15 protein-coding genes are annotated in these 17,170 nt (G+C 67.3%); 6 read left to right on the top strand and 9 right to left on the bottom strand.

What is annotated here, in order from left to right; genetic code table 11:
• Positions 1 to 73 precede the first annotated feature (73 nt).
• Both BR78_RS0109065 and aroB read left to right on the top strand, forming a co-directional pair.
• Complete coding sequence (locus tag BR78_RS0109065) at positions 74 to 613, top strand: shikimate kinase (RefSeq protein ID WP_029936236.1); 540 nt, start codon at positions 74 to 76, stop codon at positions 611 to 613.
• Entirely contained in the window at positions 610 to 1,701 is a 1,092-nt protein-coding gene (gene aroB / locus BR78_RS0109070) for a 3-dehydroquinate synthase (protein ID WP_029936238.1), read from the top strand. Before BR78_RS0109065 ends, aroB begins: the two co-directional genes overlap by 4 nt.
• A 203-nt stretch (positions 1,702 to 1,904) precedes the next feature.
• Here aroB and BR78_RS0109075 read toward each other — a convergent pair whose 3' ends face one another.
• The gene (locus tag BR78_RS0109075; protein WP_197021336.1) at positions 1,905 to 2,537 is read right to left on the bottom strand and encodes an energy transducer TonB; all 633 of its coding nucleotides are present in this window, start codon (positions 2,535 to 2,537) and stop codon (positions 1,905 to 1,907) included.
• Positions 2,538 to 2,704: 167 nt separating this feature from the next.
• Between BR78_RS0109075 and BR78_RS0109080 the strand changes: the two genes are divergently transcribed.
• Positions 2,705 to 4,579, top strand: coding sequence for a M1 family metallopeptidase (locus BR78_RS0109080; RefSeq protein ID WP_029936242.1), 1,875 nt, complete (start codon positions 2,705 to 2,707; stop codon positions 4,577 to 4,579).
• A gap of 216 nt (positions 4,580 to 4,795) precedes the next feature.
• Complete coding sequence (locus BR78_RS0109085; RefSeq protein WP_029725230.1) at positions 4,796 to 6,388, top strand: serine hydrolase; 1,593 nt, start codon at positions 4,796 to 4,798, stop codon at positions 6,386 to 6,388.
• Between the two features lie 7 nt (positions 6,389 to 6,395).
• Here the strand turns inward: BR78_RS0109085 and BR78_RS0109090 are convergent, their stop codons facing one another.
• The 7 genes from BR78_RS0109090 to BR78_RS0109120 form a co-directional block, all read right to left on the bottom strand.
• The gene (locus tag BR78_RS0109090; RefSeq protein ID WP_025560420.1) at positions 6,396 to 7,139 is read right to left on the bottom strand and encodes a polysaccharide lyase; all 744 of its coding nucleotides are present in this window, start codon (positions 7,137 to 7,139) and stop codon (positions 6,396 to 6,398) included.
• Positions 7,140 to 7,204: 65 nt separating this feature from the next.
• Positions 7,205 to 7,543, bottom strand: coding sequence for a DUF423 domain-containing protein (locus BR78_RS0109095; protein WP_025560421.1), 339 nt, complete (start codon positions 7,541 to 7,543; stop codon positions 7,205 to 7,207).
• The gene (locus BR78_RS0109100) at positions 7,540 to 7,917 is read right to left on the bottom strand and encodes a diacylglycerol kinase (RefSeq protein ID WP_025560422.1); all 378 of its coding nucleotides are present in this window, start codon (positions 7,915 to 7,917) and stop codon (positions 7,540 to 7,542) included. The genes BR78_RS0109095 and BR78_RS0109100 overlap by 4 nt, the downstream gene beginning before the upstream one ends.
• A complete protein-coding gene (locus BR78_RS0109105; protein WP_025560423.1) occupies positions 7,914 to 9,695 on the bottom strand; it encodes a cation:proton antiporter domain-containing protein in 1,782 nt (593 codons plus the stop codon). The genes BR78_RS0109100 and BR78_RS0109105 overlap by 4 nt, the downstream gene beginning before the upstream one ends.
• Positions 9,695 to 10,120 carry an iron-sulfur cluster assembly scaffold protein gene (locus BR78_RS0109110; protein ID WP_025560424.1) on the bottom strand — a complete coding sequence of 142 codons (426 nt, stop codon included), beginning with the start codon at positions 10,118 to 10,120 and terminating at the stop codon, positions 9,695 to 9,697. Before BR78_RS0109110 ends, BR78_RS0109105 begins: the two co-directional genes overlap by 1 nt.
• A gap of 178 nt (positions 10,121 to 10,298) precedes the next feature.
• Positions 10,299 to 10,865: a CvpA family protein gene (locus BR78_RS0109115; protein ID WP_025560425.1), complete on the bottom strand. Its 567-nt coding sequence runs from the start codon at positions 10,863 to 10,865 to the stop codon at positions 10,299 to 10,301.
• A gap of 278 nt (positions 10,866 to 11,143) precedes the next feature.
• Positions 11,144 to 11,707, bottom strand: coding sequence for a lipocalin family protein (locus BR78_RS0109120; protein WP_029725232.1), 564 nt, complete (start codon positions 11,705 to 11,707; stop codon positions 11,144 to 11,146).
• Positions 11,708 to 11,946: 239 nt separating this feature from the next.
• On the opposite strand from BR78_RS0109120, the gene BR78_RS0109125 reads away from it, so the two are divergent.
• Positions 11,947 to 15,705: an autotransporter family protein gene (locus BR78_RS0109125; protein ID WP_231478218.1), complete on the top strand. Its 3,759-nt coding sequence runs from the start codon at positions 11,947 to 11,949 to the stop codon at positions 15,703 to 15,705.
• Between the two features lie 152 nt (positions 15,706 to 15,857).
• Here the strand turns inward: BR78_RS0109125 and BR78_RS0109130 are convergent, their stop codons facing one another.
• Positions 15,858 to 16,478 carry a DJ-1/PfpI family protein gene (locus BR78_RS0109130; RefSeq protein WP_025560428.1) on the bottom strand — a complete coding sequence of 207 codons (621 nt, stop codon included), beginning with the start codon at positions 16,476 to 16,478 and terminating at the stop codon, positions 15,858 to 15,860.
• Positions 16,479 to 16,610: 132 nt separating this feature from the next.
• Between BR78_RS0109130 and BR78_RS0109135 the strand changes: the two genes are divergently transcribed.
• On the top strand, positions 16,611 to 17,042 hold the full coding sequence (locus BR78_RS0109135; RefSeq protein WP_037566419.1) for an NIPSNAP family protein: 432 nt from the start codon (positions 16,611 to 16,613) through the stop codon (positions 17,040 to 17,042).
• Positions 17,043 to 17,170: the final 128 nt, after the last annotated feature.

Genomic DNA, 17,170 nt, shown 5'->3' on the forward strand with positions numbered 1-17,170 from the left:
GGAAAGGTCCGTAAATTGAGAATTGCGCGGGCCTTTTGCCCGAGACCCGCCCTCGCTGTATAGCCCCCCGACGATGTTGCAAGCGCCCGCTCCTGACTGCCCCTGGAAGGGCAAGCCGATCGTGCTCGTCGGGCTGATGGGTGCCGGCAAGACCACGGTCGGCCGGCGCCTCGCGCAGCGCATGCGGCTGCCCTTCGTCGACGCCGATCACGAGATCGAGGCCGCGGCGGGCATGACGATATCGGACATCTTCGAGAAGTTCGGCGAACCCTATTTCCGCGCCGGCGAACGCCGCGTCATCGCCCGGCTGATCGACGGCACGCCCAAGGTGATCGCCACCGGCGGCGGCGCCTTTATCAACGACGATACCCGTGGCCTGATTCTCGATCAGGCGATCGCGATCTGGCTCGACGCCGAGCCCACGGTACTCGCCGACCGCGTCCGCCGCCGCGACACCCGCCCGCTGCTGCGCGGCCGCGATCCCGAGGAGATCCTCACCGAATTGGCGGCGGTAAGAAATCCTTTCTATGCGCTCGCGCCAATCCGCGTGCAGAGCATAGCGGCTCCGCACGACACCACCGTCGACGAAATTCTGAAGGCGATCTGTACTTGAATACCGTTCCCGTCGCGTTGGGCGACCGCAGCTACGACGTCCGCATCGAAGCCGGGCTGCTCGCCCGCGCCGGCGAGGCGCTGGCGCCTTTCGCCAAGGGACGCCGCTTCGTCATCGTCACCGACGAGAATGTGCGCGCGCAGCTCGAAACGCTGCAGGCCAGCCTCGGCACGCCCAGCGAGGCGGTCATCCTCCCGCCGGGCGAATCGACCAAGAGCTGGAGCCAGCTCGAGGCACTCACCGATCGGCTGCTCGAATTGGGGATAGAGCGCAGCGACCATGTCATCGCGCTCGGCGGCGGCGTGATCGGCGATCTGGTCGGCTTCGCCACCTCGATCCTCAAGCGCGGTTGCAACTTCATCCAGATCCCCACCACCTTGCTAGCGCAGGTCGACAGCTCGGTCGGCGGCAAGACCGCGATCAACAGCCGCGCCGGCAAGAATCTGATCGGCGCCTTCCACCAGCCGAGCATCGTGCTGATCGATCCGCAAGTGCTCGACACGCTCCCGCCGCGCGAGCTCCGTGCCGGCTACGCCGAGGTAGTGAAGTACGGCCTGATCGACGATTTTGCGTTCTTCGAGTGGTGCGAAGCCAACGCCGCAGCCTTGCTGGCAGGCGATCCGCAAGCGCGAGAAATTGCAATTTCGCATTCGGTAGCCGCCAAGGCACGGATCGTTGCCGAAGACGAGCGCGAGACAACCGGCAAGCGCGCGCTTCTTAATCTCGGCCACACCTTCGGCCACGCATTGGAGGCCGAGACTGGATTCTCCGACGCGCTGCTCCACGGCGAAGGCGTCGCCGCGGGCATGGCGCTCGCCTTCGCTTATTCGGCGCGACTGGGGCTCTGCCCGGGTCAGGAAGCCGAACGCGTCGCCGCCCACCTCCGCGCGATCGGACTGCCGGACGGCCTCGCCGCCGCGGGGATCACTGCCTCGGGCGCGCGTCTCGTCGAGCATATGCTACACGACAAGAAGATGGCGGCCGGCACGCTGCCTTTCCTGCTTGCCCGCGGGATCGGCCAGACTTTCCTCGACAAGACTGTGGACCTGAAGGACGTCGAAGACTTTCTCGACGCACAGCCGCGCTAGGGCATTTCCTCCCCCTGACACCGACTCACAAACTGTACCCCGGCGACGGCCGGGAGCCAGCTGCAATCCCGGGTGAGAGCATCCCCACCCAATTGGCCACCCCGATGCGGGCACCGGACTCTGCCGGGAACGGGCAGATACGCGTAAGATCGTCGCCCCTCGCCAACGCGCGTCAGAGTTCCGCGCGATCTAGCCTGGGCCGTTCAAGCCCCCGCATCCGGACCAGGGCAGTGCCTCCGGGCCTCGCCGGTGGCTTCGCACCATTTCCAATCGAGCTTGAGTGTTCCCTTGGTAGCTTGCGGCCGGCCATCGGCTCCTAGCGCGGGCAGGAACATCGCACGCTTGAGAATCAACGGGCACATCCCTCCCGCCAACGCATTGGTCGTGCCGGTGCGCGTGATCCTGCAATTCTGCGCGCGACCAAAGGCCGTGATGTCGAAGCTGAGCTCGATCTTGCCGGTCATCATGTGATGCCCCGCAATCGCCGGATAATCCGCAAAGGTGATCCAATGCGCCCGCCCCATCGGGATCGCGCCGCCAAACTGGCCGTCGTCCCGTGCGGGGTTCCAGCGGATGATGAAGCTATACTCCTGCGCGATTGGCTTTCCGTCCTTCACTGGCGGCTCGAAGATGTTTCGCGCCGCCACCAACGCACAACTCGGCCGCCTGAGCACCGCCAGCGCCTCGTTCGGTGCCACCGAGCAGCGCAGTTCGCCGGTCTCGCTGATCTTCAGCGTGATCGGAACGTCGCCGTGAAGCTTTTGCTCAAGCGCCTCTGCCGGATAGAGTGCAGACCCAGCATCGATAATCAAAGGTTCAGGATCGGCCGCCGCCAACAGGAACGGCATGCTCGCGCCCAGTAAAGTCGCCCCAATCGCCCGCATCGGTCTTCTCCCTTTTGTACCAGCCTAGAAGGTGATCCGGCACATTGGGAAGCCCAGCCGCACGGCCCCCGGTTCACCGCTCAGTTGCCGTTCATCGCCGATCCGCATAGCAACGCGCCATGCGTATTCTCCTACCCGCACTCGCCGCGCTCGTGATCACTGCCCCCGCTATGGCCCAGCAAGCCGGCCCAGCGCCGATCCTCACAACGCCCGAGGCAAAGGACGTGTGGACTCATGCCGAGCCGCAGGTCGCCCGCGTCACGCATGTCGATCTCGACCTCGACGTGAGTTTCGAGAGCAAGACGCTGTCCGGCCGCGCCTTGCTCGACATCCTGCCCGCGCGCGGCGCGAAGCAGATCGTCCTCGATATCGACGATCTCGACATCACCGAAGTCACCGGCGCAGACCGCAAGCCGCTGCATTACACCGTCGGCCCGCGCGACAAGGAACTCGGCTCGGCGCTCACCATCGACTTGCCCACCAGCGGCAACCAGATTGCGATCCGCTACTCGACCAGGCCGGGCGCCAGCGCGCTGCAATGGCTCGCGCCCGAGCTGACCGCGGGCAAGAAGGTGCCGTACCTCTTCAGCCAGGGTCAGCCGATCAACAACCGCAGCTGGATCCCGACGCAGGACAGCCCCGGCATCCGCCAGACCTGGTCGGCGACGCTCATCGTGCCCGACGGCTTCGTCGCAGTGATGAGCGGCGAGCGGCTTGACGGCGCGAAGGGCGAGCTGGTCCCCCACCAGAAGCGCCGCTTCCGTTTCAGGATGGACAAGCCCGTTCCGCCCTATCTCATCGCGATGGCGGTCGGCGATCTCGCCTTCAAGGCCACCGGCCCGCGTTCGGGCGTGTGGAGCGAGCCCTCTATGGTCGAGGGCGCCGCGTATGAAGTGGGCGACGTCGAAAAGATGATCGACGCCGCGGAAGCGCTCTACGGTCCCTATCGCTGGGGCCGCTACGACATGCTGGTATTGCCGCCCAGCTTCCCGTTCGGCGGGATGGAGAATCCCACGCTCACTTTCCTCACGCCGACGATCATCACCGGCGACCGCTCGAACACCGACGTCGTCGCGCACGAGCTCGCGCACAGCTGGTCGGGCAACCTCGTCACCAACGCGACTTGGTCCGATTCGTGGCTCAACGAGGGCTTCACCACCTATTTCGAAAACCGCATCATGGAGGCGGTCTACGGCAAGGAGCGCGCCGCGATGTACGCCGATCTCGATTGGGACGGCCTGCAGAGCGACATTACCGATGCCGGCGGCCAATCCGCGCCGACCACGCGCCTCCACGGCGAGCCCGGCGCCACCGCCGGGCAGCTCGATTATTTCAAGGGCTCGACCTTCCTGCGCACGATCGAGCGCGCGGTCGGCCGCGAGCGCTTCGATGCGTATCTCCGTTCCTATTTCGATCGCCACGCCTTCCAGCCGCAGACCACCGCGGGCTTCCTCGCCGATATCCGCAAGAACCTGATCAAGGGCGACAAGGCGCTCGAGGACAAGCTCCAGCTCGATCGCTGGGCATATCAGCCCGGCCTTCCCGAGAACGCGGTCCACGTCCAGTCGGCGACCTTGGCGAAGGTCGATGCCCAGCTCGCCGCGGTCAAGGCGGGCGGCCCGGTCTCGGCGGTCGATCCAAAAGGCTGGGCGACCCAGCAATGGCTGCGCTTCCTCAACGGCCTGCCGCGCCAGCAAACGCCTGCGCGTCTCAAGGAACTCGACGAGGCGCTCCTCCTGTCGGGCTCGACCAACGCCTATGTCCGCTCGGCCTGGGCCGAGCTGGCGATCGCCAACCGTTATGATCCCGCGCTCAACTCGATCCAGGTCTTCGTGAACAGCGTCGGCCGCGGGCTGCTGATCCGCCCGATCTACGAAGGGCTGATGAAGCAGGGCGAATGGGGCCAGCCGATCGCCAGGCGCTTCTTCGAGGAAGCCCGCGCGAGCTACCATCCGGTGACTGCCGCGCAGATCGAGAAAATCGTCGGCAAGTAAGCCCCCAGTTATTCCCTTTCCGTGCAAGGGAGGGGCTAGGGGTGGGTTAGAAAAGGTCGGGCTCGATGCCCGGCCTTTTCTTCATTCCAGGCAGCTCGGTGGGCTCCCCCGGCCTGCGCCGGGGTCGCACCCACCCCCGACCCCTCCCTTGCAGGGAGGGGAGTTGTTTGGGGCACGTTTCGCCTTAAGCTCCGTCCACAACCTTGGGGGATCACTATGGCCGGCCTGCAAGTCAATCGACGCCAGGCGCTTGCCCTGTCGCTCACCAGTCTCGGCGCCGCCGCGCTGCCGAGCTTTGCCTTCGCGCAGGACGTTCTCGCCGATCCCGCGATCGACGGCATTGTCGCGCGCTTCATGACCGTATTCGAGACGCCCGGCATCGCCGTCGCGGTGATCCGCCCCGGCCAGCCCGTCTATCTCAAAGGCTATGGCGTCCGCACGCTCGGTAAGCCCGCACCGGTCGGTATCCATACCCGCTTCGGCATCGCCTCGAACTCCAAGGCGTTCACCGCCGCGTCGCTCGCGATGCTGGTCGAGGAAGGCAAGGTCGCGTGGGACAAGCCGGTCAAGGATTACCTTCCCGACTTCCGCATGCACGATCCGCGCGTCACCGAATTGCTCACGGTGCGCGACCTGCTCGTCCACAATAGCGGGCTCGCGCTCGGCGCCGGCGACCTGATGCAATTCCCCGCCACCGAACGCCCCGCCAGCGACGCGCTGAAAGCCCTGCCCTTCCTCGCCGCCGAGCGCGGCTTCCGCACCGGCTATGCCTATGACAACATCCTCTATGTCGTCGCCGGCCTGCTGATCGAGAAGCTCTCGGGCAAGCCGTGGCACGCCTTCGTCTCCGAACGGCTGCTTGGGCCCATCGGCATGACCGACGCGGTGCCTGCGCTCCGCTTCCTCACCACCTCCGACGTCGCCGGCCGCCATGCCCGGCTCGGTCCGCCGGTGCGCGGTATGGGGCCGATGGAAGTCATCGCCCCGGACGAGGGGATCATGACCGACGCGGCCGGCGGCATCAACGCCAGCGTCAGCGATGTCGCCAAATGGCTCCAGCTCCAGCTCGCCGGCGGCAAGCTCCCCGATGGCCGCGCTTTGTGGAGTCCCGCGCAGCAGGCCGAGATGTGGAAGCCGCAGACGATCGTCGCCTCGTCCGATGGCCCGAGCGACGCCTGGCCCGCCCGCGGCGTCACCCAGACCTATGCGCTCGGCTGGTTCATCCAGGATTTCCGCGGCGAGCGGCTGGTCCACCATTCGGGCGGTCTCTCGGGTCAGGTCACCCAGACCGCGATGCTCCCCGGCCGCAAGGCCGCGGTGGTCGTGCTCTCGAACACCGAGGACGCGGTCTCCGGTGGCATCCGCAATGCACTGCTCGACCTGATCATCGGCGCCCCCGCCTTCGACTGGGTCGCAGCGGTGCAGGCACGAGTGAAGAAGCAGGAGGCCGAGGGTCTTGCCGAGTTGGGCAGCGGTGGCGTCGACAAGGCCCCGGCGGGTGACCCCAGCCTGCCGCTCTCCGCTTATGCCGGGCGCTACCGCGATCCCTGGTACGGCGACATCGTCGTCACCACGCGCGGCAAGGGTCTCCATATCGATTTCCTGCCCACCCCCGTTTTCAAGAGCATGCTCGAGCCGTGGGGCACGGACACTTTCCGTACGCGTTTCCCCAAGGGCGCGGGCGAAGACGCCACGGTCACTTTCGCCGTTGCGAACGGCAAGGTCACCGGCATCACGATGAAGCCGCTCTCGCCGCTCGCCGATTTCAGCTACGACTTCCAGCACCTCGCCTTCGTGCCGGTGGGCTGAGCGCGGATCAGGCGCCGGGCCGCTTGCGGATTCGCTCGCCCGGATAGACCGCGAGATTGTCGAAATACGCGTGCACGTCGGCATAGTCGCCGGCCGCATTGCGCGGTGCCCAGCTCGGATCACCGCCGCCGTGGAAGGTGCTGAACAGGAATGTGCTGATCAGTCCCTCCGCGTCCGACGTGCCGCGAAGGCGAACCCCCTCCTGCGCCGAGACCAGGGTGCCGTCGACATAGAGGCGGACGAAACCGCTCGCCCGGTCCGCTGCATCGTTCACGCGCACATGGAGCGAGACCGCGTAATATCTGTCGACCGCGAAGGCGAAGGACCGCACGGCGCGGCCATCCTCGCCATATTGGTCGCCTTGGTCCTGGTGGTAGGTGTACGTCACCGCCCGGCCGTTCTCGCGCCACATCACCCGCGCGCTCCAGCCATCGGGACGCAGCGCCTTGCCGCCGGCAATCGGGCGGGCCGGGCCCAGCCCGTGCATCTTCCCGCCCAGCACGAACTGGAAGTCGCGATCGAACCGCACGTCATAGTTCAGCGTATAGTCGCTGCCCGCCTGTCCGAGCGGGATCACGCGCACCATCACGCCGCTGCCGGTCGGCCCGCCGACATAGGTCGTCCGAAGCGCCCGGCCGCCACCGACACCCTCACCTGCCACCGCGACGAGCCGCGAGTCCTGCGCGAGAAGCCGGTAGACCGCGCCTTGATCGGATTCGAAATCCTCGGCGAGCACTGGTGTCGGCGGCATAGTGTGCGCTGCCCCGTTCGACGCGTCCAGGGCCGCGACCGCCAACGCGAATGCTGCCCGTCTTTTCATGTCTTCGCCCGCGCCGCCGTCACCGCGAGGCAGATCCAACCCGCGATCAGCGCTGTGCCTCCGATCGGCGTGATTGCGCCCAGCCAGCGCGGCAGCCCCAGCGCCATCAGATACAGCGTCCCCGCGAATATCCCCGCCCCGCCGACGAACAGCCACGGAGAAACACGCGCGCCCATCCGCACCGCCACCAGCGCCGCGACGGCGTGGACGAGCTGATACTGCCCGCCGGTCCGCAGCCATTCCGCCGCCTGGCCCGTGACGCCGTGCGCCCCGAACGCCCCGGCCGCCACCGCCAGCGCCCCCGAAAGCGCCGCGAGCACCGTCAGCAGTCTCACCACCCGATCTCCGCCAGAAACTTCGGCGCCGTCGCCACCACCATCGCGATACCCACGATCACCGCAGCGATGCTGATCGACAGCACCGCTCCCGCCAGCATGTCCTTGGCGACCTTGATCGAGGGATGGATGCCCGGGTGGAGCAAGTCGATCACTGCCTCCATCGCCGAGTTGAGCAGTTCGAGCGCCAGCACCAGCGCGCAGGTCACCGCCACCAGCCCCCACCAGACCGGCGCCGGCCGCAGCACGATCAGGGCCAGCAGCGCGCTGCCCGCCAGCGCGGTCTGGGTACGAAAGCTCGCCTCGCGCGCCCAGCCGGTGCGAATGCCCTCCAGCGCGAATCCCATCCGCTCGCGGAAGGGCCGGTTCTTCATCGCGGTTCCAGATCGGCCTCGGCGGCAGCGGCCTGGCCAGCCTGACTGAACATCGAATCGCGCGCGGCATAGATGTCGCCGGTCTCACGCTGGAGCTTCAGCCGCTCGTAATCGCGGCGGCGATATTCGGCCTCGGTCTTGTCGATCTCGGCGCCGTCGACGCCCACTGCGTCCATCGCGCGCCGCGCCATCACGATCGCGCTCTCCAGCAATTCGCGCACCGCGCCCGCGATCGGCGCGCCCTTCATCTTCATTACCGACCGCCGGTCATAGGCGCGCACGAAGATCGTCGCCTTCGGAAAGGCATGGTGGATCCCCTCCAGCGCCTCGGTATCGAGCCCGTCCCCGTCCTGGCAGAACAGCAGCAATTCGGCATCGGCAGCGCCCGCCTGGCGGAGAATGTCGGTCCGCGTGCCGTCGCCATAATAGACCTTCATCCCGAAGGTGCCCGCGGTCTCGATCATCTCCACATCGGTATCGACCAGAGTCACCGGGATGCCCTGCCCGATCAGCATCTGCGCCACCGTTTGCCCGAAGCGGCCATAGCCGACCACCACCGCGTTCGACCCCTCATGCTGCGGCGTCTCCATCCCGTCGGCACTCCGCTCGGGCTCGGTGCGCAGCTTCTTCGTCGCCATCATCAGGAACGGCGTCGTCGCCATCGACAGCGTCACGATCGCCCCGAAGATGCTCGCCGCCTCGCCGGTGATCAGCATCGCCGATTGCGCCTGCGCGAACAGCACGAAGCCGAACTCGCCGCCCTGGCTCAGCAGCACGCCCAGCGCGAAAGCCGGCCGCCGCTTCATTCCGAACAGTATGCCCAGCCCCATGATCATCGCGGCCTTGGTCGCGATCAGCGCCAGCGCCATCCCCGCGACGAACAGCGGCCGCTCGGCGATCGCGTGCAGATTGAGCGTCATCCCCACCGCGAGGAAGAACAGTCCCAGCAGGATCGCGCGGAACGGCTCGACATCGGCCTCGAGCTCGTGGCGATACGGCGAGTCCGCCAGCATCACGCCTGCGATGAACGCGCCCAGAGCCGCCGACAGCCCGAGCATCTCCATCACCGCCGCGCTGGCGATCACGGTGAACAGCCCCGCGAACACGAACATCTCGCGCTCGCCGAGATTGCCGATCAGCCGGAAGGCCGGGCGCAGCACATAGCGCCCGACAAGGACCAGCCCGACGATCGCGGCGACGGTGTAGATCCCGAGCAGCCAGCCCGGCGGCCCGTGCAGGTCCGCGGGGTTGCGCGACATCGCCGCGACGATGGTGATCAGCGGCACGATCGACAGATCCTGGAACAGCAGGATCGCGAAGGCGCGCTCGCCCAGCGGCGTGCGCAACCGTCCCGCCGATTGCAGCAGCGGCAGCACCTGCGCGGTCGAGGAGAGCGCGAGCGGCAGGCCCAGCGCCAGCGCGGCGGCCGGCGTCGGCTCGGCGGCAAACCAGACGATCCCGGCGACCGCGAGCCCGCACAGGCTCACCTGCATCAGTCCGAGCCCGAAAATGTCGCGCCGCATCCGCCAGAGCCGCGACGGGCTCAACTCGAGCCCGACGAGGAACAGCAGCAAGGCGATGCCGAGCTCGGCGATGCCCAATTTGCCCTCGGCGTCGCCCACCAGCCCCAGCAATTGCGGCCCGACCACCGCACCGGCGACGAGGAAGCCCAGGGTCGCGCCGAGCCCGAGCCGGCGGAAGATCAGGACGAAGACGAGCGCGAAGCCGAGCAACGGCACGCCGTCACGAAGCAGCGAAAGGCCGGAATGATCCTCCATCAGCCGCGCGCCTGCAGCGCAGCCTCGGCTGCCGCCTCGAACGCCAGCCGGATCGCCGCATGGCGCCCGCGATGCGCGATTGCCGGCGCGAGGATGTCGAGCCCCGGCCAGTCTGGCGGATCGCTTCGCGCGGCGGCCAGCCACGCGGCCAGTTCGTCGCGCGCCGCAGCGATCTCCTCAGGGCTGCGCCCCACGACATGCGCGCCCATCAGCGATGCCGATGCCTGTCCCAGCGCGCAGGCCCGGACCAGCATCCCCACTGCGCCGACGCGGCCCTCGCCGTCGAGATCCACATCGACGGTAACCCGGCTTCCGCACACCGGCGAGCGCTTCTCGACGCTGCCGGCCGGGTTCGCCAGCCGTTCGTGAAAGGGAATCTCGGCGGCGAGCCGAAGGATCTGAGTGTTGTATAGCGGCGCGTTCATGTCCCTTCGACTTAAGGGACCCGGGCCGAGGATGCGACCCCCACAATAAAAATCCTCCCCCGCAAGGGGGAGGTGTCGCCGAAGGCGACGGAGGGGGAGGAAGCACCAACGTAACGACGTGCTTCCTCCCCCTCCGTCATGCTTCGCATGCCACCTCCCCCTTGCGGGGAAGGATAATCTACTTCGCCGCGCTGCTGGAATTCTCCGTCGCGGCGTTGTCGTCATCTCCGCCGAACACCGGCTCGCCCTTGCGCCGCCGATCGACGAAGTCCGCCACCGTCGCGCTCGATTTGTCGAGCAAGGGATAGGTCATCGAATGCGTGATCCAGTCGGGCCGTCCGGTCGGTCCGCCGCCGACGGTGTCGAACACGAGCACCAGCAGCAGGAAGCCGATGCTCACCAGCACCAGTCCCTTGAGTGCTCCGAAACCGAAGCCCAGCGCCCGGTCGATCGGTCCGAGGATGCTGTCGCGCATCCGCGAGCCGATCGTGTTGGCGATCAGCCGCCCACCCAGATAGGTCGCGCCCGCGAGGATCGCGAAGGCGAGCACCGCCCCGCCCTGCGCGGTGCCCACTGCGCCCGACAACAATTCGGCAAAAGGCGCATGGAACAGCTTGAGCACCAGCACGACCATCAGCCACGCGCCCAGCGCCAGCACCTCGGTCACGAACCCGCGGATGAAGCCCAGCACCGCCGCCCCGCCGATCGCGAGCAGCACGACGATATCGAGTCCGGTCAAAGCCATGAAACGCGTCCCTCCCGCCGCCCTGATAATCGCCTGCCGGGCACGGCGAAAGGCACCAAATCCGCTTTCGACGCAGGCTCGCCGGCGAATCGCAAGAATAGGATTCGAGCGGCTTAACTTCGCACTTTTCCCGCGAATCGTGAACGTTCGTTGCGCGAAAATGTAAGATTGTTACGTGACGATTTGCGCTGATCTCGACAATTTCAAAGAGCGTGGCGGGATGCTGACATAGCAAATCCTACATTGCCAGGTCGAAAGCAGACGGCTGACCGGCCCGCTCACCCCTGCCGCGTGATCCTGAGCGCCCAGCGGTCATAGCCCAGCGCCTCGACGCGCTTGAGCAAAGCTTCGGCCACGGCAGGAGCGGGTTTCGCCTCGCGGCTCAGCAGCCAGAGATAGCGTCCGCTCGGCTCGCCGACGATCGACCATTCATAATCATCGCCATGATCGAGCACCCAATAATCGCCGGTGTAGAGCGGTCCGAAGAACGACACCTTGAGCTTGGCGTTGGTCGCATCGTCGGCGACGATCGCATGGCCCTCGATATAGCCGCGCTCGCCGCGGGGTCCGCCCTGTACGCCGCTGTTGACGATGCTGATCCGACCGTCCTCGTCCAGCGCATATTCCGCCGTCACGCCGTCGAGCCCCTTCTGGAAGCGGTTCTCGTGCCGGGCGAGCTCGAACCATTTGCCGAGATAGCGCGCCAGCTCGACCGGCTTTGCGGGCTCGGGCACTTGCGGATTGATCACCGGCGGCCGCGTCGCACGCGAATAGAGGAACAGGCCGCCAATGGCAGCGGCGGCGACGCCGGTGGCGATCTTGATCGCAGTCGATTGCTTCATGGCGCCATAGTGCGATGCCGCACGGCGGATTGATAGCCCTTCCGCGCCGACGGCGGATGCCGCGGAATCGTCTCCCCGCGTCGTCTTCACGTGTTGGCGCAAAACCATTGCCAAGCCTGCTCAGTCCTGAGGGAATGCCGCTATAGTATTGCGTAAAAAGGGAGGCGCTTGTGCGGCTAGGCGGTCGACACGGAGCGTTTGCGCGGCGGGCAAGAGTCTTTTTCACCTATCGCGCGGTGTTGCTCTGCAGCGTCGGAGCCGTGCTGGCATCGGGGGCGGCGCAGGCGCAGGTGGCGCCGCCGCCTCCACCGATTGTCCCCGCACCACCGCCTTCGCCCGAATCAGCTCCCTCCACCACTGCGGGTCAGGTCACAGCCGCGGCGCCGACGCTGCGCTTCTGGGACGGCGGCAATCCCGCGCTGCACCAGAACAATGCGATCGACGGCGGCTCCGGCATCTGGAGCGCGACCGCGCCGAACTGGACCGATGCCGCCGGCGCGATCAACGGCCCGATGCAGCCGGTACCGGCCTTTGCGGAGTTCCGGGGCGCTCCAGGCACGGTGACGATCGACGACAGCCAAGGCATTCCGGCGATCAGCTCGATGCTGTTCGGCGTCAGCGGCTATCGCCTGACCGGCGGCCAGCTCCGGCTGGATGGCGGCGCCTTCACGTCGATCCGTACCGCCGACGGCGCGACCGCGCAGATCGACAGCAGCCTGATCGGCGACAGCGGCTTGCTCTACAACGCGCTGGGCACGCTGATCCTCACCGGAAACAACAGCTATACCGGCGGCACGCGCGTCGACGGCGGTACGCTGATCGGCAACACGCATTCGATCCGCGGCGAACTGGAGAACGGCGGCAGCGTCGTCTTCGACCAGGCCTTCGACGATACGTTCCAGGGCAATATCAGCGGGTTGTTCAGCACATGGGGGCTGATGACCAAACGTGGCGCGGGCACCCTGACGCTGACCGGCGGCAACCAGCTCGACTGGAATGTCGAGCAAGGCGGCCTGATCGCCCAGGGCGAAGGGTTCGGCGGCAATATCCAGGTGTCCGATGGCGCACGGCTGACACTCAGCTCGGGCGATACCGCCGGCGTCACTTCGACCTATCGCTACGCCCTGTCGGGCGCCGGCCGGTTCGACGCCGCGGGCAAGGGTCTGCTCGTCCTGGCTGCCAATTCGGGCGGCTTTACCGGCCATAGCGAAGTGCAGGACACCGCGCTGCGCGTCGAGGGGACGCTGGGCGGTTCGCTGCATGTCGGCGCGGGCGGACGGCTGGGCGGCACCGGCACGGTCGGCGACGTCACGGTCGGTGCGGGCGGGCGGCTGATCGGCGCGCCCGACGAGACGCTGAAGCTCGCATCGCTCGCGCTCGACTCCGGCGCGATCATCGACGCGCGGCTGGGCACGGTCGGCACGCCGCAGCTGTTCCAGGTCAATGGCGACCTGACGCTCGACGGCACGCTCAACGTCGCCGGAACCGGTCCGATCGGCGCGGGCATCTATCGCCTGATCTCCTATTCGGGCGCGCTCACCGATAACGGCCTCGCCATCGGCAGCCTGCCCGCGGGGCAGGAGCGCTCCTTGGTCTCGATCCGCACGTCGGTCCCGTGGTCGGTCGATCTCGTTTCCGAGATCGGCGGCAGCCCGATGCAGTTTTGGGACGGCAGCGATCCGACGCGCTTCAACAACGGAATCGTCGATGGCGGCCCCGGCGTGTGGCGCCGCGACCTCGCCGGCTGGACCGATAGCGGCGGCAAGAAGAACCGGACCAGCATCGGGACCGCCTTCTCGGTATTCGAGGGGCGCGGTGGGCAAGTGGTGATCGACGCCGGCAATGCAGGCGCGATCCAGACCGGCGGGATGCAGTTCGCCGTCACCGGCTATACGCTCTCCGGCAGCGGCCTTCGTCTCGCCGGCAACGAGCGCACGATCTTCCGCGTGGGCGACGGCAGCGAATGGGCGTCCACTATGGTCGCCGAGATTTCCGCGCCGATCTCCGGCTTCACGCGCCTCGTCAAGGCCGATGCCGGCACGCTGATCCTCTCCGGCGCCAACAGCTATACCGGCCCGACCGAGGTCGAGGGCGGGACGCTGATCGGCAACACCGGTTCGATCCGCAACACCCTGCTCAACGCCGGCACCACCGTGTTCGATCAACGCGAGAACGCCACTTTCGGCCATATGATCGTCGGCCTGAACGGACGATCGGGCGACATGATCAAGCGCGGCAGCGGTGTGCTCACCCTCGCCAAGGAAAGCCGGCTCGACTGGACCGTCGAGGAAGGCCGGCTGGTCGCGCAGGCCGATCGCTACAAGAGCGAAGTCACGACGTTGCTCGGCGGCGGCGAGCTCCAGCTGGATACGCCTGCCGATGTTTCGATGGCCACCTTGTTCCGCGGCGATGGCCGCCTCACCAAGACCGGCAGCGGCATGCTGGTGCTGACCGGCCATTCGCGGACCTTCGAAGGCACCACCCGAGTCGCCGGCGGCGAGTTGCTGGTCGACGGTACGCTGGCCGGCCATGTCGTCGTCGAAGACAAGGCAATGCTCTCGGGTGATGGCTGGGTGGGTTCGCTGTTCGTGAAGCGCGGCGGAACGCTCTCGCCGCGGCCGAGCCCCGGGTCACCCGATGCGGGATCGGTCACGTCGATGCGGGTTCTCGGCGATCTCACGTTCGAACCCGGCGCGCGCTTCGAAGTCGATGTCGATCCCCAGGGCGTGCTCAGCGACATGGTCTATGTCGAGGGCGTCGCGCATCTCGCCGGTTCGGTCTTTCACATCGGCAGCAGCGGCACCTATCGACCCTCCGCCACCTATACGATCCTGATCGCCGACGGCGGGATCGAGGGCCGGTTCGACAGCGTCGCCTCGTCCTACGCCTTCCTTACCCCGCGGCTCGACTACACGCTGTCGGCGGTCAGGTTGACGCTCGACCGTAACGACGTGCAGTTCCAGGATGTCGCCTTGAGCGAGAACCAGCGCGCAGTGGGCACGGCGCTGCAGACCATGGTCGCGGGGCCGCTATACGACGCGGTCGTCGTCGCCGACGCGGAAAATGCCCGGCTCGCCTTCGACAGCGTCTCGGGCGATTTCCACGCCTCGCTGCGCACTGCCCTGGTCGAGGACAGCCGCCTGACGCGCGACACTGCGCTCGCGCGGATGCGGGCGCCGCTCGCGCAGCCCGGCATATCGGCCTGGGGTCAGGCGATCGGCGGCTGGGGCCATTATGGCAGCGACGGCAACGCCGCGCGGCTCGAGCGATCGGCGGCGGGCGGGCTTGCCGGGATCGAGGCGCAAATCCCCGACCATGACGTCCGGCTCGGCGTGTTCGGCGGCTATCACCACGCCGATCTGCGCGGCAGCGGCGACGCCGATGTGGATAGCTATCACACCGGCCTCTATGCCGGCGCGCGGTTCGGCGCTTTCGCCGCGCGCACCGGCGTGGTGTTCAGCTGGCAGGACGTCGCGACCCGGCGCGCGATCGCCGGGCTCGGCGAACAGCTCCGCGCCGAGTACGGCGCCTCGACCGCACAGGCCTTCGCCGAGCTCGCCTGGCGCCTCGAGCTGGGCGGCGCCGCGCTCGAACCCTTCGCGAACATCGCCCATGTCGCGCTCGACGTCGAACAGGGACAGGAACGCGGCGGCACCGCGGCGCTCGCGCTGGCGCACGGCACCATGGCCACCAACTATGCCACTTTGGGCCTGCGCGGCGAGACCATGCTCCCGATCGGCGGCGGCAAGCTCTCGCTGCACGGCACGGCGGGCTGGCAGCATGTGTTCGGGGACAGAGTGCCCGGCGTCACGATGCTGCTGGACGGCGCCCGGTTCGAGAGCGTCGGCCTGCCGATCGCGGAGGACGGCTTCGCCGGCGGGCTGGGCATCGCAGCGGCGATCGGCGAGCGGCTGGAGGTGAGCCTCGATTATCGCGCCGCCGTCTCGCGCCGCAACCTCGACCAGACCGCCAGCGCGGCGCTGACGTTCCGCTTCTGAGGTCGGTAGAGAGCGAGATACATATTCCCCCTCCGTTCGTTTCGAGCGTAGTCGAGAAACAGGTTTTGAGCGCGGACCAGGTTTCTCGACTTCGCTCGAAACGAACGGGGAAAGGTTAAGCCATTAGGCTCTAAGGGCTGACGGTTTATGGCTCAGGCCGCGATCGGGGTCGTCACCGGCAGGAACGGCGCAACCGCGGCCATCGCCTGCGCGACATAGGCCTGCTTCTCGCCCACCGGCGCGACGTAATGGATCGCCTCCTCGGCATCGCGGACGCTTGCAAGCCGGGCGATGATCCACGCTGCGAGATATTGCGACGACAGGCACCCGCCCGCCGTCGCGACATTGCCGTGCGCCACGAACGGCGTGTCGAGCACGGTCACGCCGGCCTCGATCACCCAGGGCTTGGTCGTCAGGTCGGTGCAGGCGGGAAGATCCCCCACCAGCCCGAGCTTCGCGAGCAGCAACGTCCCCGAGCATTGCGCGCCGATCAGCTGGCGGGCGGGATCGAGCGTCAGCCGCGCCAGCAGCGCCGGGTCGGCGGCGATCTCGCGCGTCTTGATGCCGCTGCCGATGATCACTGCATCGGCTTCGGCCGCGAATTCGAGCGGTTGCTGCCGCCGGACGGTCACGCCGTTCATCGACGTGACTTCGGGCGTCGGCGAAGCGATCTGCGCGCGCCACCCCTTCGCCTTCATCCGGTTGAGGATCGCGGCGGCGACGAACGAGTCCAGCTCGTTGAAACCGTCGAACGTCAGAACGGCAATCTGCATGGCGACCTCCTGTCGAGGCTCCCTACCATCGCGGCCAGCCCGGGCAAATGTTCGCATGGGAGCATTGCGGACTTCTTCACTCGGCCAGCCCTGATGATATGGTGGCGGAGCCCGTTCCTCCGGAGTTCGCCAATGCGCCCTGTCTTCTTCGCCTGCCTCGCTCTGGCCACGACCGCGACCCCGGCATTTGCCCAGCGCGCGGCGCTCGATCCGCAGACCGCCGTCTACGAATTGCGCATCTATTATCCCGCGCCCGGCAAGCTCGCCGCGCTCAACGCCCGGTTTCGCGAGCATACGCTCAAGCTTTTCGAGAAACACGGCATGCGCAACGTCGCTTACTGGAACGAGCAGCCGACCAAGGACGCGCCCGAGGGACGCGTGGTCTATGTGCTCGCTTATCCCAGCCGCGAGGCACGCGAGGCGGACTGGAAGGCGTTCGGCGCGGATCCCGAGTGGCGCGCAGTGGTCGCCGCATCCGAGGCCGCCGGCAAGCTGGTGACGAAGGTCGACAGCGTGTTCATGACGATGGCCGATTACTCGCCGCCCATCACGCTGCCGCGCTGAGGGACTTGGGGGTCTCGCGACCGGTGATTGCGGACTGTGTTGAGCGGCGCGCATGCTCCGAGATTGGTGAGGGCGGCCGTTCGGTCCTCCCCTCCCTGCAAGGGAGGGGTCAGGGGTGGGTAGAAAAG

Source organism: Sphingomonas sp. UNC305MFCol5.2 (genome assembly GCF_000712135.1).
In the GTDB taxonomy this organism is placed as follows: domain Bacteria; phylum Pseudomonadota; class Alphaproteobacteria; order Sphingomonadales; family Sphingomonadaceae; genus Sphingomonas.